At 46.7% G+C, this 13,887-nt stretch carries 14 protein-coding genes and 2 riboswitches; of the genes, 10 read left to right on the plus strand and 4 right to left on the minus strand.

Annotation, left to right across the window (positions count from 1 at the left end; genetic code table 11):
* The first annotated feature begins 82 nt into the window (after positions 1 to 82).
* Complete coding sequence (locus tag ACWJJX_RS02365; RefSeq protein WP_326374949.1) at positions 83 to 757, plus strand: DUF421 domain-containing protein; 675 nt, start codon at positions 83 to 85, stop codon at positions 755 to 757.
* A gap of 1 nt (position 758) precedes the next feature.
* Positions 759 to 929, plus strand: a complete 171-nt coding sequence (locus tag ACWJJX_RS02370; RefSeq protein ID WP_003154711.1) for a hypothetical protein — start codon at positions 759 to 761, stop codon at positions 927 to 929.
* Positions 930 to 970: 41 nt separating this feature from the next.
* Here ACWJJX_RS02370 and ACWJJX_RS02375 read toward each other — a convergent pair whose 3' ends face one another.
* Positions 971 to 1,993 (minus strand): acyltransferase family protein, encoded by a 1,023-nt coding sequence (locus tag ACWJJX_RS02375; protein ID WP_454022701.1) that lies wholly within the window; start codon positions 1,991 to 1,993, stop codon positions 971 to 973.
* Between the two features lie 255 nt (positions 1,994 to 2,248).
* On the opposite strand from ACWJJX_RS02375, the gene ACWJJX_RS02380 reads away from it, so the two are divergent.
* Together ACWJJX_RS02380 and ACWJJX_RS02385 are read left to right on the plus strand one after the other, a co-directional pair.
* On the plus strand, positions 2,249 to 4,468 hold the full coding sequence (locus tag ACWJJX_RS02380; RefSeq protein WP_454022702.1) for a PAS domain S-box protein: 2,220 nt from the start codon (positions 2,249 to 2,251) through the stop codon (positions 4,466 to 4,468).
* Positions 4,465 to 4,962 carry a methylated-DNA--[protein]-cysteine S-methyltransferase gene (locus ACWJJX_RS02385; RefSeq protein WP_146276632.1) on the plus strand — a complete coding sequence of 166 codons (498 nt, stop codon included), beginning with the start codon at positions 4,465 to 4,467 and terminating at the stop codon, positions 4,960 to 4,962. The genes ACWJJX_RS02380 and ACWJJX_RS02385 overlap by 4 nt, the downstream gene beginning before the upstream one ends.
* A 241-nt stretch (positions 4,963 to 5,203) precedes the next feature.
* Here the strand turns inward: ACWJJX_RS02385 and mtnA are convergent, their stop codons facing one another.
* The 3 genes from mtnA to ACWJJX_RS02400 form a co-directional block, all read right to left on the minus strand.
* Positions 5,204 to 6,265 carry an S-methyl-5-thioribose-1-phosphate isomerase gene (gene mtnA / locus ACWJJX_RS02390; protein ID WP_003154704.1) on the minus strand — a complete coding sequence of 354 codons (1,062 nt, stop codon included), beginning with the start codon at positions 6,263 to 6,265 and terminating at the stop codon, positions 5,204 to 5,206.
* A 6-nt stretch (positions 6,266 to 6,271) separates the two neighbouring features.
* On the minus strand, positions 6,272 to 7,456 hold the full coding sequence (mtnK, locus tag ACWJJX_RS02395) for an S-methyl-5-thioribose kinase (protein ID WP_454022703.1): 1,185 nt from the start codon (positions 7,454 to 7,456) through the stop codon (positions 6,272 to 6,274).
* A 109-nt stretch (positions 7,457 to 7,565) separates the two neighbouring features.
* Positions 7,566 to 7,721, minus strand: a riboswitch (SAM riboswitch).
* A 91-nt stretch (positions 7,722 to 7,812) separates the two neighbouring features.
* Positions 7,813 to 8,592 carry a carbon-nitrogen family hydrolase gene (locus ACWJJX_RS02400; RefSeq protein ID WP_101562952.1) on the minus strand — a complete coding sequence of 260 codons (780 nt, stop codon included), beginning with the start codon at positions 8,590 to 8,592 and terminating at the stop codon, positions 7,813 to 7,815.
* Between the two features lie 92 nt (positions 8,593 to 8,684).
* On the opposite strand from ACWJJX_RS02400, the gene ACWJJX_RS02405 reads away from it, so the two are divergent.
* From ACWJJX_RS02405 to ACWJJX_RS02430, 6 genes are all read left to right on the plus strand, one after another.
* On the plus strand, positions 8,685 to 9,857 hold the full coding sequence (locus ACWJJX_RS02405; RefSeq protein ID WP_454022704.1) for an aminotransferase class I/II-fold pyridoxal phosphate-dependent enzyme: 1,173 nt from the start codon (positions 8,685 to 8,687) through the stop codon (positions 9,855 to 9,857).
* 60 nt (positions 9,858 to 9,917) lie between these two features.
* A riboswitch (SAM riboswitch) is annotated at positions 9,918 to 10,017 on the plus strand.
* Positions 10,018 to 10,098: 81 nt separating this feature from the next.
* The gene (gene mtnW, locus ACWJJX_RS02410) at positions 10,099 to 11,313 is read left to right on the plus strand and encodes a 2,3-diketo-5-methylthiopentyl-1-phosphate enolase (protein WP_454022705.1); all 1,215 of its coding nucleotides are present in this window, start codon (positions 10,099 to 10,101) and stop codon (positions 11,311 to 11,313) included.
* Positions 11,310 to 12,014 carry a 2-hydroxy-3-keto-5-methylthiopentenyl-1-phosphate phosphatase gene (gene mtnX / locus ACWJJX_RS02415; RefSeq protein ID WP_454022706.1) on the plus strand — a complete coding sequence of 235 codons (705 nt, stop codon included), beginning with the start codon at positions 11,310 to 11,312 and terminating at the stop codon, positions 12,012 to 12,014. The genes mtnW and mtnX overlap by 4 nt, the downstream gene beginning before the upstream one ends.
* On the plus strand, positions 11,972 to 12,601 hold the full coding sequence (locus ACWJJX_RS02420) for a methylthioribulose 1-phosphate dehydratase (RefSeq protein ID WP_046341248.1): 630 nt from the start codon (positions 11,972 to 11,974) through the stop codon (positions 12,599 to 12,601). The genes mtnX and ACWJJX_RS02420 overlap by 43 nt, the downstream gene beginning before the upstream one ends.
* 15 nt (positions 12,602 to 12,616) lie before the next feature.
* Positions 12,617 to 13,153 (plus strand): 1,2-dihydroxy-3-keto-5-methylthiopentene dioxygenase, encoded by a 537-nt coding sequence (locus ACWJJX_RS02425; protein WP_317461413.1) that lies wholly within the window; start codon positions 12,617 to 12,619, stop codon positions 13,151 to 13,153.
* A gap of 280 nt (positions 13,154 to 13,433) precedes the next feature.
* On the plus strand, positions 13,434 to 13,694 hold the full coding sequence (locus ACWJJX_RS02430) for an aspartyl-phosphate phosphatase Spo0E family protein (RefSeq protein ID WP_003154690.1): 261 nt from the start codon (positions 13,434 to 13,436) through the stop codon (positions 13,692 to 13,694).
* Positions 13,695 to 13,887: the final 193 nt, after the last annotated feature.

Genomic DNA, 13,887 nt, shown 5'->3' on the forward strand with positions numbered 1-13,887 from the left:
AAAGCGGTGTTTTTTTATTGCCGTAAAATGGATGAGTGGAAACAGTTTCTTTGGAGATTCTACTTGTAAAGAGGTGACGTCATTGTTTGCCGTATTTTGGAAGTCGGTAGTTATGATAGCGGTCGGTACCTTTTTATTGCGGATTGCCGGACGGAAATCAATCAGCCAGCTGTCGGTGACCCAAACAGTCATCATGATTTCGATCGGCTCGATTATTATTCAGCCGTTTATTGAACATAATTTATGGGAAACCATTTTCGCGGCGGCGATTTTTATTGCGGTACTGATCCTGATGGAATATTTAGAAATCAAATCAAGCTTTTTTGAGTTTTTATTTTCAGGAAAAACCGTCGCCGTTGTCAGAAACGGAAAAATCATCCCGGAAAACTTAAAAAAAATGCGTTTTACCGAAGACCAGCTGTCAATGAGGATCAGGCAGGAAGGCCTCGGAGACATTCAAGATTTTAAATATGTGCTGCTTGAGCCGAACGGACAGATCGGCTATGAACTCATTGATGAGGCCAAACACGTGACAGTGCGCGACTTAAAAAAAATGCTTAATGAATTCAAAACAGATTTGCTGACAGAAGGAGGAAATCAAATGAAACGCAAAGCAGCGAAGAATGAAGCTTTGACCAACAACAACACACCGACTGAGAGCATGGATAAAAATGCATACAAAACACAATACGACGGTGATCCCGGACTGAGAGGCGCAAACCGCAAATCAAAACACGGCAAACAAGGAGGCGAGTAACATGACGAAAAAAAACCGCCACAGCAAAGACATGCAAAACCATAAAAAGCCGATGGACCCTAAATTGCTTGAAGAAGAGTTTTCAAGCGAGCTCGGTGATTATAACGCCGGAAAATGGATTGAAACGCTTGAACAGACGAAGCCGAAGAAAAAAGAAGACGGCAAAAAATAAAAAATACCTCTTAGGCGGCAACGCTTAAGAGGTATTTTGCATTATTTCGAATAAGCACCGTTTCTTGTTCCTTTCACCGCTTGAAGCAAGCCTGTTATCCGCAGCTCAATAAATGGCTGTGCGGCCGTTTTCACCGCATTGCTGGAGAGAATGGACGTAAGGGCGGCCGTTAACATTAAGAGTATGACTAAATTCTGATAATCAGACAAGTGATCTTCAAGCCCGATCTGCCGCAGCGTTTTTATAATGAATCCATGCAGCAGATACACGTAAAACGTTCTCGTACCCCATTTCGTAAAGAAATAACGCTTTTGCGGAACGAGCGCCAAAAAGCTGAAAGTGGCGGCAAAGGCCAAAACATACCAGCCGATCCGTGACAGACCGCTCAACAGCGACACTGTGCCGAATGTAGAATAAGGCTCCGATCCGAACAGCCACGAGTAATCAAAATCAATGCACCAGCATAAGAGGAAAACAATCCCCAGTACGCCCGCGGCAATCTGCCTGCCCCTTTTAGCCCGAAGTAAATCAAAGTGCTGTTTTTTCAAATAAAACCCGACGAGGAACATCGGAAGAAAGACAAACGTCCGTGAAAGACTCAGCGTGCTGCTGATAAAATCAAGATACCCAATCATGACGGCAAGCCCGCAGCTCACACCAAGCGCCCACATTTTCGGCAGCTTCGTAAAGGGATAAAGCAGCAGATTCCAAAAGAATAAGCTGACTAAAAACCAGAGAGACCACTGCGGATCAATCGGATTGACGCTTGCCATGCTTTCATCCTGAATCAAATAGTAAAAAACCGAGTAAATGCCCTGAAAAATCAGGTACGGAATAATCAGCTTCACAGCCAGCTTCTTCACATAACCTTTCCGCTTAAAGTTTTTTGCGAAATAGCCGGAAACCAGGATAAAGGCCGGCATATGAAAAGTATAAATGAATTTGTAGAGATGGAGCATAAACTCATTTCCGTTAATAAATGACCGGAGGATATGGCCGAACACCACCAGAAAAATCAAGATAAACTTGGCGTTGTCAAAGTAACTGTCTCGCGATTTTGTCATAGCATCACCTTCTCTTCAAAAATCATCCACTGCATGATTATTTCCTGTTGGTGTTCATTTTAAAATAAAAAACAAAAAATTGAAGGAGGACAAAAGGGATTGTTAGGATGATGTAACGGGGAGGTAAGGATCGTAGAAAAAGACTTTAACTTGTCATATCATTGAAATTTTCTGAAATGTATAGGGCGAATGAAGGAAGATGAGGTATTTTGTAGAAATATTGAAGGATAGGTTTTTGAAGAAGGAGTGTACTGAATGGCTGAAACTCTGGATTTGCAAACAAACGAGTCGCTGAAAGAGCAGCTGAAGCGGATGAAAGAGGAAAATGACCGCCTGAAGAGTGAATTGAACCGGTATCATGTGATTATGAATAACACGCTTGATGCCATTTTTATATGCCGTAAGGAAATGAAAATCGTCCAGGCGAACGAGGCTGCGGCCCGGATGATGCAGATTGAGGCAGAGAGCCTTATTAACCGCTCCGTCCTGGACTTTTTATATTCCGTGCCTCAGGAAGAACTGAATAAGGCCGTGAAAAGGTTTTTAAAAAAAGGCCATCTGTGGAAAGAGGTGCCGATTAAGCTTGACAGCGGCGCGACGAAATACATTGAATTCCTCGCCAGAGACGGAATTGGGGAGGATTATTTTTTTGTGGTGATGAGGGACATCTCCTCTAAAAAAATATTAGAGCGCGAATTCTCCATGAACGAGCAGCTGTTTAAAGATTTGTTTGACAGGGCTGTCGACGGCATCGTGCTGTTTGATAAGGACGGCGGGTTTATTGATGCGAACCTCTCTTTTTGCAAAAGCTTTGAGATCGGCCAGAATGAATTGTCCCATCTGTCGCTCCACCATTTTACCGACGGAGAAAACAAAAAGCATCTGAAAGAAATCTGGGAAACCCTCCGCAGAAAAGGAAACGCCAAAGGAGAACTGCCCGTCAAGCTTCGGTCCGGTGAAGAGAAGCTGTTTGAATTTACGATTACGTCCAACTTAATCAGCGGGTTCTACATGTCCATTATGAGAGACATAACAGAGAAACGGTTGATGGAATTGAAACTCTTTAAAAGCGAAGAGCGATTCCGCGAAATTTTTGAAAACGCCATGGACGCGATTGTCATTTGGTCTGATGACGGAAAGATTGCCAAAGCAAACGAATCGGCTTGCCGCATTTTCGAACTGCCGATGGATAAGCTGGTGGAGACGAATTTATGTACGTTTATCGTTGATCCGCAGAAAAAATACAAGCAGATTAAGAAGAAATATGAAAAATACGGGGAAATCCGTGAAGAAATGCTGTTTCAGATGGCAAACGGCCAATTTAAAGAGCTTGAGTTCACATCAAAACGAACCATACTTGAAGGTCAGCATTTAACCATTTTAAGAAATGTCAGCGATCGTAAGCGGATGGAAAAAGAATTGCGGGAAAGCGAGCTGAAATTCAGAAAAGTATTCAACGGCTCAATGGACGGCAAGGTCTTATTTGACAACCAATTCCGTATTATTGACGCGAATCCTCTCGCAAGCCGTATACTCGGTATGCCGGATGAGGAGCTGAGAGCGTACACCGTTCCGGATATTCTTTCTTTATTTGATATTGAAAACGCTGGTGCTCCCGCCAGAAAGATTGATTTAGAAGGAATGGATAATGAAATCCCCTTCCTGTTAAGCAGCAGTGACAGCCGCAAACTGGAATTCTCCTTCAAAAGAAATATCATTCAAAATATGAATCTGGCCATCTTTAAAGATGTCACAGAGGCCAAAGAGCTTGAAGAGAGGCTGCGGAAATCCGACACTCTTCATGTTGTAGGGGAGCTGGCGGCGGGCATCGCCCACGAAATCAGAAACCCGATGACGGCGCTGAAAGGGTTCATTCAGCTTCTTCAAGGAAGCATTGAAGGCGAATATTCCCTGTACTTTAACGTCATTACCTCAGAATTAAAACGCATCGAGTCTATCATCACTGAATTTTTAATTTTAGCGAAACCTCAGGCGATATTATATGAAGAAAAAGACGTGACGCAGATTATGAAAGACACGGCTGATCTTTTGAATGCCCAGGCCAATCTTGTCAATGTGCAGATTCATCTGAACCTGACCGGAAACATCCCGCCGATTTACTGTGAACCGAATCAATTAAAACAGGTGTTTATCAATATTTTAAAAAACGCCATTGAAGTCATGCCGGGCGGAGGCAATATCTATGTGACCATCCAGCCTTCTGATCAAGACCACATTTTGATTTCTTTTCAAGATGAAGGAACAGGCATTTCCGAAGACAAATTAAAACGTCTGGGCGAGCCATTTTACACGACAAAAGACAGGGGAACGGGCCTCGGTCTCATGGTCAGCTATAAAATCATCGAAGAGCATCAGGGACGCATTCATGTGGAAAGTGAAGAAGGGAAGGGCACGGTTTTTCATTTGACACTTCCGATCCGGCAGAATACGGAAGAAAGAAGGAGCGGGGAATGATCTGTTTTACAAGTGTAAAAGCGCCGTTTGGAACCGTTATCGTAACAGAGGAAGAGGGCTTTATTACCGGCCTGTTTCTCACCGGGGAAGATTTTGAGGAATGGCAAAAAGACGCACCCGGCGTAAAGCCGTGCGAAACCGCTTTGCTGTCGGAGGCGAAACAGCAGCTGGCATCATATTTTTCAGGAGAAAGAAAGCAATTCTCTCTGCCTCTTAGACAAAAAGGCACACCCTTTCAGGAAAGGGTGTGGAACGCGCTGACGATGATTCCTTACGGGGAATCCCGAAGCTACGGCGATATGGCTGAAGCGATCGGAAAACCGAAAGCGGTGCGAGCCATCGGACAAGCCAATAAACGAAACCGGCTGCCGATTTTTGTCCCGTGCCATCGGGTAATCGGCAAAAACAGCGCCTTAACGGGATACGCGGGCACGAAGACGGATGTAAAAGCGGTGCTGCTGAACATCGAACAAATATCCTATAAAGAAAAATAAAACATATGGCACGTTCCGTTTTTTCGCGTCCGACATATCATTTTATTAAGTGAAAAAAGTTGGTCTGGTGAAAAAGGAGGACGAAGCCTGATGAAAATGAGCCGTCCGCAAAAGATAGCCGGTTATGCAGAGCTGTTTTTTAAAATGCATCTCATTACAGCCGCCCAAAAAGATGAAGTGATTACATTGTGCAGACAAAAAAACCGCTGACATTGCCTGAGGCAACATCATCAGCGGTTTTTCAGCTCAACTGGCAGTCAGCGAATAATTGTTCAATTTCTTCCGTGTAAGAACCGGTCACAATTCCTTTCTCGGTGATAATGCCTGAAATCAGGCTGCCCGGTGTGATGTCAAAGGCCGGATTGAAGACCGGCACATCTTCGGGAGCGGTGCGTATGCCTGAGATCTGTCTGACTTCATCCGGATCTCTTTCTTCAATCGGAATCTGATCGCCGTTTTCAATCTGCAAGTCAAAGGTCGAAAGCGGTGCGGCCACAAAAAACGGAATCTGAAAGGCGTTTGCCAAAATAGCGAGGCCGTACGTTCCGATTTTATTGGCCGTATCTCCGTTTTTAGCAATTCTGTCAGCGCCGACAATGACTGCTGAAATATGTTTTTCCTTCATTGTATGGGCGGCCATGCTGTCCGTAATGAGGGTGACATCAATTCCGCCCTGCATCAGCTCCCACGCCGTCAGCCGTGATCCTTGGAGAACGGGTCTTGTTTCACATGCGTAGATATGAAGGCCGAGGTCTTTTTGTTTCGCTAAGTAAAAGGGAGCAAGCGCCGTACCGTACCGGCTTGTAGCAATCGAGCCCGCATTGCAGATGGTCATGATCTGGTCGCCTTTTTTAAAAAGGTGCAGCGCATTTTGGCCGATCATTCGGCAAGTTTCTTCATCCTCAATCTGAATTTGAATGGCTTCATGAACGAGCGTTGTCTTCGCTTCATTGATTGAGATCGCATCCCTGATGGAATCCGTCAGTCTGTCAAGCGCCCACGCGAGGTTGACGGCAGTGGGCCTCGAACTGTTTAAATACGCTTTGACATCCGCGAACTGACGTCGGAAATCTGAAAGGTCGCGTGCTTCAAATGACTTGGCGGAGAGCGCGAGTCCGAACGCCGCAGTTATACCGATGGCCGGGGCGCCCCTTACTTTCAGCGTGACAATCGCGTCGAATACATCTTCCTTTGTTTCAAGTTCCACATATTCAGTGACGTCGGGAAGCTTTTGCTGATTTAAAATGCGGATGTAGGTTTCTTTCCATTCCACAGAACGGGGGATGGCAAATTCATTGGTCATGCTGCATCATTCCTTTACACGGAGCTTAAATTGGTCCAGAACCTCGGTGATATGCTTCAGTTCTTTTCTGTTTTCGATATAATAGGCGCCGATGTCAAGCGCCAGTTTCTTCCGTTCGATTCGTTTGTCAAACGGAGTGATTTCATCTAAGTCAGCCACATGGGCGAGTCCGATCGTGCGCCGGATCAATTCGCATCCCGCAAAACCGACCGCTTCTTCAAACGCGTTTTTCAGTGTGTCTTCCAGCAGGTGTCTGCGGGAAGGCAGGCAGTCTTTCTCCCATGCTTCACTGAATGTTTTCACAAATGTATCCCATACGGCGGCAGTATGGTCATATAACGGCTGTCTGTCGTCACCGTCGCGGCTGAGGGCGTTTAACAGCAGATTGGCGATAAATTGGCCGATGTCAAACCCGATCGGTCCGAAGAAAGCAAACTCGGGATCAATCACCTTTGTTTCATGTTCATCGGCGAAGATGCTTCCCGTGTGCAGATCGCCGTGAACCAATGTTTCCGCGGAATTCAGAAAGATGGCTTTCAATTCGTCAGCGCCTTCTTTCAGCCGGGAATTGTTCCAAACTTCTTCTGCGTATGGGCGCAGCTCCTCTTCAAAATCGTTTGTCTCATGGTCGAGAAACGGTTCTGTAAACACAAGCCTTTCTGTAATATTGCAAAGCTCAGGATTTGTAAACTGCTTTGCGAGCTGCTGCTTTACTTTCGCATCGAGCGCATAATCGGATGAGTAAAAAAGCGTTTTCCCTAAAAATTCACCGATATGAACCGATAAGTTCGGATAATGCTGCCCTTCCAGCAGCCCTTTTCTTGAAATCTGCAAATGTGAGAGGTCTTCCATTACCGTGACGGCCATTTCAGTATCGGAATAGTAAACGGCCGGAACGAGGTGCGGCACGTGTTCGCCCTGGCGGATGAGGGCGCTGCTTTCGATTCTCGCCCGATCAATTGTAAGCGGCCAGCTTTCACCGACGACTTTCGCGTAAGGAATCGCCTGTTTGATAATCAGTCCTTTTTGGTTTTCTTTATCGTAAACATGGAAGACGTAATTTAAATTGCCGTCGCCGATTTCACGGCATGTCAGAGTGCTTTTGCTTTGGAATAAGCCGAGCTTGACGGCTAACGCGGCGGCGGAGCTTTCTGTTAATTGTTCATAAAGACTTGTTTTAGTTGCTGACATGGATTTACCCTCCAATTATGTAGTGGCAGTAAGAGATCGTGACGGAGAATACGCCCGAAAAAAAGCCTCCTTCTCTGAAAGAGAAGGAGGCTGAAACAGTGCAGTCCGCCTCTTATCTCTCAGATGACATCTGATGGAATTAGCACCGTGCCTTATGAGACAATCGTCTCGGCGCAAAATGTACGCGCCCCATTTCACAATGGAATTACGGTCGGTTGCTGTTGGGGTCAAAAGGCCAATTCCCTCGCCCAACTCTCGATAAGAGAAAATATATTGATTTGTATCACAATTCGGATTAATCAGTTGATGAAAATATTAGCAGGTGCCGGATATTCTTGTCAACGTTTTTTTGAAAATTAATATAAATCACGCCGCAAGTCTTGGAAAACCGGAATGGTTCCGCGGACGGCCGCGCTTTCTGACACATCAATTTCCGCCCGGACTGCGCCTTCCGTCCGGTCTCCTTCGGCTAAAATCCGGCCCCACGGGTCAATAATCAGGCTGTGGCCGGCAAATTCATTATCGGGATTGGACCCCGTGCAGTTAGAGGCTGCGACAAAACATTGGTTTTCAATTGCTCTGGCGACAAGCAGGCTTCGCCAATGATCAAGGCGGGGCAGAGGCCATTCCGCAGAGATAAACAGGACATTCGCGCCCTGGGACGTATGCTTTCTGATCCATTCGGGGAAACGGATATCATAGCAGATCAGCCCGGCGCACTTGACACCGTCAAGCTCAAAGGAACCGTCGCTGTTTCCTGCTGACAAGTAAAGGTGTTCATCCATCAGCTGAAACAGATGGGCTTTCTGATACCGCTTCACGATCTGTCCGCTGTTATCGGCGATGTACATGGTGTTATAGACATTTTCGCCTTCTTTGACCGCAAAAGATCCGGCAACGAGGTGTACGTTGTATGTTTTTGCCGTTTCTTTAAGCCACTGTTCCGAAACTTTGCCGTTTTCATCCGCCAGCTGGTCTAGCCGTGTGAGATCATAGCCGGTCGTCCACAACTCAGGAAGCACGATTACATCCGCATGGCGGCTTTCTTGCTCAATCAAAGATTCTGCTTTTTTAAAATTTTCTGAAGGATTTCCGTATGAAATATCAAATTGCAAACAGGAAACGGTCCATTTCATTTTTTAACACCTCAAGTTTCTCTTTACTTTTTTTATTTAACCATATATGATGATGGACTATCATTTCAAGACATTTTTAGAAGGTGAAAAATATGAACTTTGAAATCTCAGATGTACTCAAACAGCTGCCGGAACAATTTTTCGCATCATTGGTGCAAAAAGTGAATCAAAAGCTGAAAGAAGGCAGAGACGTCATCAATTTAGGGCAGGGAAACCCTGATCAGCCGACGCCTCAGCATATCGTTGAAGAAATGAAGCTCGCCGTCGAAAGGCCGGAAAATCATAAATACTCCTCATTCCGGGGCGCTTACAGCTTCAAAAAAGCAGCCGCTGCATTTTATGAAAGGGAGTACGGGGTCACGCTTGATCCGGAAACGGAAGTAGCCGTGCTGTTCGGAGGCAAGGCGGGACTTGTTGAGCTTCCGCAATGTCTTTTAAACCCGGGAGATACCATTCTGGTGCCTGATCCCGGATATCCTGATTACTGGTCGGGCGTCGCCCTTGCGAAAGCGAAAATGGAAATGATGCCGCTGACGGAAGAAAGAGGGTTTCTCCCTGATTACAGCGTAATTCCTGAAAAGGTGCGGAGCGAGGCGAAGCTGCTGTATCTCAATTATCCGAATAATCCGACCGGTGCTGTGGCGACAGAGGCGTTTTTTGAGGAGACGGTCGGTTTTGCGGAACAAAACGGCATTTGTGTCGTTCATGATTTCGCGTACGGAGCCGTCGGTTTTGACGGGCATAAACCGCTGAGCTTTTTGCAGACGGAAGGCGCAAAGGAGACGGGAATCGAAATCTATACCTTGTCCAAAACGTATAATATGGCGGGCTGGCGGGTCGGATTTGCCGTCGGAAACGCTTCTGTTATCGAAGCGATCAACCTTTATCAGGATCATATGTTTGTCAGCCTGTTTCCCGCGGCGCAGCAGGCGGCCGCAGCCGCTCTTTTAGCGGATCAGGCATGCGTCGCAGCGCAAAATGACAGATATGAATCGAGACGCAATGCATGGATTGAAGCCTGCCGCGGTATCGGCTGGGATGTGACGGCTCCGGCGGGCTCCTTTTTTGCATGGCTCCCTGTGCCCGACGGTTATACGTCACAGTCGTTTTCAGATCTGCTGCTCGAGAAAGCGGATGTCGCCGTCGCTGCCGGAAACGGGTTCGGAAAATGGGGGGAAGGCTATATAAGAGTCGGTCTTCTGACAAGTGAAGAAAGACTTAAAGAAGCTGCGGAACGGATCGGGAAACTGAATCTTTTCACCTGAAAAAGCATTGACATATCAGGATAACAATGCGATAATTCAAAATACTTTATAAAATCATTATTCTTATCAAGAGCAGGCAGAGGGACGAGCCCGATGAAGCCCGGCAACCGACTGATAAAGCACGGTGCTAATTCTTGCAGCAGGAGCTGAGAGATAAGATTCGGACATAACACGAAGCCTCTTTCTGCTCATACGGAAGAGGTTTTTTTATGTTTTGTGAAAGAAAGAGAGGCGTTCACGCATGAGCGAAGTATTGGCAACATATCTTCTGACAGACACAACGGACAGTGAAAAGCGGGCGGAACAGATTGCGGCGGGGCTGACGGTAGGCTCCTGGACTGACCTGCCCCTGGTGAAGCAGGAACAGCTCAGAAAACATAAAGGCCGGGTCGTAAAAGTTGAGGAGAAAGAAGGAACCTCAGAAAACGAAACACAATCCGTCATCACCATCGCCTATCCTGAGGCGAACTTTTCAAGAGATATTCCGGCCGTCCTGACGACGGTATTCGGAAAGCTGTCACTGGACGGAAAAATAAAATTGACTGATCTTGAATTTTCCGAAGGGTTTAAACGCTCCCTTCCCGGGCCGAAATTCGGTATATACGGCATCCGCAAACTGCTGGGCGAATTTGAAAGACCGCTTCTGATGAGCATATTTAAAGGCGTGATCGGACGGGATCTCGCCGACATTAAAGAGCAGCTCAGACAGTTGGCGCTCGGCGGCGTGGATCTGATTAAAGATGACGAAATTTTCTTTGAAAATGAACTGGCTCCGTTTGAAACCCGCATTATCGCAGGAAAACAAGTCCTGAAGGAAACCCGGGAGGAGACGGGGCATAAAACGCTGTATGCCGTAAACCTTACGGGAAGGACCGCTGAACTGCGGGATAAAGCGAGGCGCGCGGCAGAACTCGGGGCGGACGCGCTTTTATTGAATGTGTTCGCTTACGGTTTAGATGTGATGCAGAGCCTTGCCGAAGACAGGGAAATCCCGCTTCCGATCATGGCGCATCCGGCAGTCAGCGGCGCGTTCACATCATCTCCCGTTTACGGCTTGTCGCATGCGCTTTTGCTCGGCAAGCTGAACCGCTATTGCGGCGCTGATTTCAGCTTATTTCCGTCACCTTACGGATCCGTTGCTCTTCCGAAGGAGTCCGCGCTTGCAATCCATGATGAATGTGTAAAAGACGATGTCTTTCATCCGTCGTTTGCCGTCCCGTCAGCAGGCATTCACCCCGGTATGGTGCCATTGTTGATGCGCGATTTCGGCATCGATCACATCATCAATGCCGGCGGTGGCATTCACGGCCATCCGAAAGGAGCCGAGGGCGGCGGAAAAGCGTTCCGCGCCATCATTGATGCGGTGCTTGAAGCGCAGCCGATTGAAGAAAAAGCCGCGTCGTGCAAAGATCTTCAGCTCGCATTAGACAAATGGGGAAGGGTGGAAGCCGTATGACCCGCACACCGCTGATTATTTGTGATTTCGACGGCACGGTCACCGTGAACGACAACATTGTCAGCATGATGAAAGAATTCGCGCCTCCTGAGTGGCTTGAATTAAAAGACGGTGTTCTGTCTAAAAGCATATCAATCCAAGAAGGAGTCGGCCGGATGTTCGGACTGCTGCCGAGCAGCTTAAAAGAAGAACTGACCGGCTTTATTCTGAAGGATGCGAAAATACGGGACGGCTTTTTGGATTTTGTCTCGTTTGTCCGGTCAAACGGCCTCCCGTTTTATATCGTAAGCGGAGGAATGGACTTTTTTGTGCATCCGCTTTTGGAAGGGATCGTAGAAAAGGAGCGGATTTTCTGCAATCATGCATCCTTTGACAATGAATATATTCATATAGACTGGCCGCACGCCTGTGACGGAGGCTGCACCAATCAATGCGGCTGCTGCAAACCGTCAGTCATCCGGAAGCTGTCCGATCAGCAGAAATTTCTCATTATGATCGGTGATTCGGTCACGGATGTCGAGGCTGCAAAGTTATCCGATATGTGTTTTGCAAGAGATTATCTTTTGACTGAATGCAAAGAACTCGGCCTCCGGCATCTGCCTTTTCAAGATTTTCATGAGGTGAAAACAGGCATTGAAAACATCGGGGAGGTGCAGGCATGGCTGCAAAAGAAGAACGCTGGCGCGAACTTGCCGAGGTAAAGCGCGAGCTGGCCGAAAGAGACTGGTTCCCGGCAACGAGCGGGAATCTTTCCATCAAAGTATCCGACGCGCCGCTGACTTTCCTCGTTACGGCGAGCGGAAAAGACAAACGAAAAGAAACAGACGAAGATTTTCTCTTAATCGATGAGAACGGGAAGCCCGCTGAGACCGGCCATTCTTTAAAACCTTCAGCGGAAACGCTTCTCCATACTTACTTATACCAAAAGACAGACGCAGGCTGCTGTCTGCATGTCCATACCGTCAATAATAATGTCATCTCAGAGCTTTACGGGGATGAAAAACAAATCACTTTTCAGGGGCAGGAGATGATTAAGGCGCTCGGATTATGGGAGGAAAACGCGTCCGTGACCGTTCCGATCATTGACAACCCGGCGCACATCCCGGCATTGGCCGAAAACTTCGCGCACCATGCGGACGCCGGCTCAGGCGCGGTGTTAATCCGCAATCACGGCATTACGGCATGGGGGCGGACCGCATTTGAAGCGAAAAGGGTGCTGGAAGCCTATGAATTTTTATTCAGCTGCCACCTCAAGCTTCTGTCACTGCGGCCGCAGCTTGTAAAATAAAAGGAGGAATAGAAAATGGCGACCATCAGAATTCATGACGAAAAGAATACGCTCATTGAAAAACAGGAAGAAGTAGCGCGCTTCTTAGACGAACAAGAGGTGATCTATGAGCAGTGGAACATTGAAAAACTTCCGTCTGAGCTTTCGGAGAAATACAATCTGACAGAAGATGAAAAAGAAAGGATTCTCGCAGTGTTTGACAAGGAGATTCAGGATATTTCAGCCCGGCGCGGATATCAGTCTCAGGATGTCATTTCTTTATCAGATACCACGCCGAATCTTGATGAATTATTAAAAAATTTCCAAAGAGAACATCACCACACGGATGATGAAGTCCGCTTTATCGTCAGCGGACACGGCATCTTCGTCATTCAAGGCAAAGACGGCACATTTTTCGACGTCCGTTTAAATCCGGGAGATTTGATTTCAGTTCCGGAGAACATCCGCCACTACTTTACGCTTCAGGAAGACCGCCGGGTCGTCGCAATCCGAATTTTCGTGACGACAGAGGGCTGGGTGCCGATTTACGAAAATGAAAGTATGCAAAACTGATAGACGCCCGAACCTCTCATGCCCCCGCCGGCATGAGAGGTTTTTTATTGTAATATAAAGTCAGCTGTGGCTGTTTTTTAAATCTTGAATATGCCGCATTCTGTTTATATCATTACCTGAATGGGTATTATTCTCGTATTCATGCTAAAGATTCCAATATGAAATGAAAAAATAAGTTATTTAGTAAAAAAATGTTTACAAATAAAGTATAATCTGTAATAATGCTCAATAACCCAATCAAACTTGTTTCCTATTCTTTTAGCGGTGAGGGGTGAAGTGAATGGGCAGTTATTCTGAACAAGAAAAATTGCTTGTATCTATTGATAAAAAAAGAAAAATGATGATAGATGCGGCTAACAGGCAAGGGTTTACAGGATATGACACGATCAGGCACAGCCAGGAACTGGACTGTCTGATGAACGCGTATCAGCAGCTGGTAAACCGTGATCGTACACATCACCAAGGAATACAGGGCCTTGTGAAGAAAATAGGCTTGTTCTCCCGCGGTGACGTCATGCCTGCATATGAAGCAAACAAATGATTGATGATAAAACAGATAACGAAGACTGAATGCGCTTCCTGATCAAGCGCCGCATCCGAAAGATGACCGCGTACAGTCAGCAGATTTTTCCGCTGGCACGGCTCACGAAGCGCCTCGTACTATCTGCCGGCTATGATGCCGTTCCTCTGGTATATCCTCTTACACATATTCTTCTTTAAATAAAAAACACCCC

This window comes from Bacillus sp. YH3-2-B2, from assembly GCF_053663335.1.

Excerpts from the sequence above, each read along its gene's own strand:
- ACWJJX_RS02370 (WP_003154711.1), top strand. The coding sequence starts at position 759 with ATGACGAAAAAAAACCGCCACAGCAAAGACATGCAAAACCATAAAAAG.
- ACWJJX_RS02375 (WP_454022701.1), bottom strand. The coding sequence starts at position 1,993 with ATGACAAAATCGCGAGACAGTTACTTTGACAACGCCAAGTTTATCTTG.
- ACWJJX_RS02380 (WP_454022702.1), top strand. The coding sequence starts at position 2,249 with ATGGCTGAAACTCTGGATTTGCAAACAAACGAGTCGCTGAAAGAGCAG.
- ACWJJX_RS02385 (WP_146276632.1), top strand. The coding sequence starts at position 4,465 with ATGATCTGTTTTACAAGTGTAAAAGCGCCGTTTGGAACCGTTATCGTA.
- mtnA (WP_003154704.1), bottom strand. The coding sequence starts at position 6,265 with ATGACCAATGAATTTGCCATCCCCCGTTCTGTGGAATGGAAAGAAACC.
- mtnK (WP_454022703.1), bottom strand. The coding sequence starts at position 7,456 with ATGTCAGCAACTAAAACAAGTCTTTATGAACAATTAACAGAAAGCTCC.
- ACWJJX_RS02400 (WP_101562952.1), bottom strand. The coding sequence starts at position 8,592 with ATGAAATGGACCGTTTCCTGTTTGCAATTTGATATTTCATACGGAAAT.
- ACWJJX_RS02405 (WP_454022704.1), top strand. The coding sequence starts at position 8,685 with ATGAACTTTGAAATCTCAGATGTACTCAAACAGCTGCCGGAACAATTT.
- mtnW (WP_454022705.1), top strand. The coding sequence starts at position 10,099 with ATGAGCGAAGTATTGGCAACATATCTTCTGACAGACACAACGGACAGT.
- mtnX (WP_454022706.1), top strand. The coding sequence starts at position 11,310 with ATGACCCGCACACCGCTGATTATTTGTGATTTCGACGGCACGGTCACC.
- ACWJJX_RS02420 (WP_046341248.1), top strand. The coding sequence starts at position 11,972 with ATGGCTGCAAAAGAAGAACGCTGGCGCGAACTTGCCGAGGTAAAGCGC.
- ACWJJX_RS02425 (WP_317461413.1), top strand. The coding sequence starts at position 12,617 with ATGGCGACCATCAGAATTCATGACGAAAAGAATACGCTCATTGAAAAA.
- ACWJJX_RS02430 (WP_003154690.1), top strand. The coding sequence starts at position 13,434 with ATGGGCAGTTATTCTGAACAAGAAAAATTGCTTGTATCTATTGATAAA.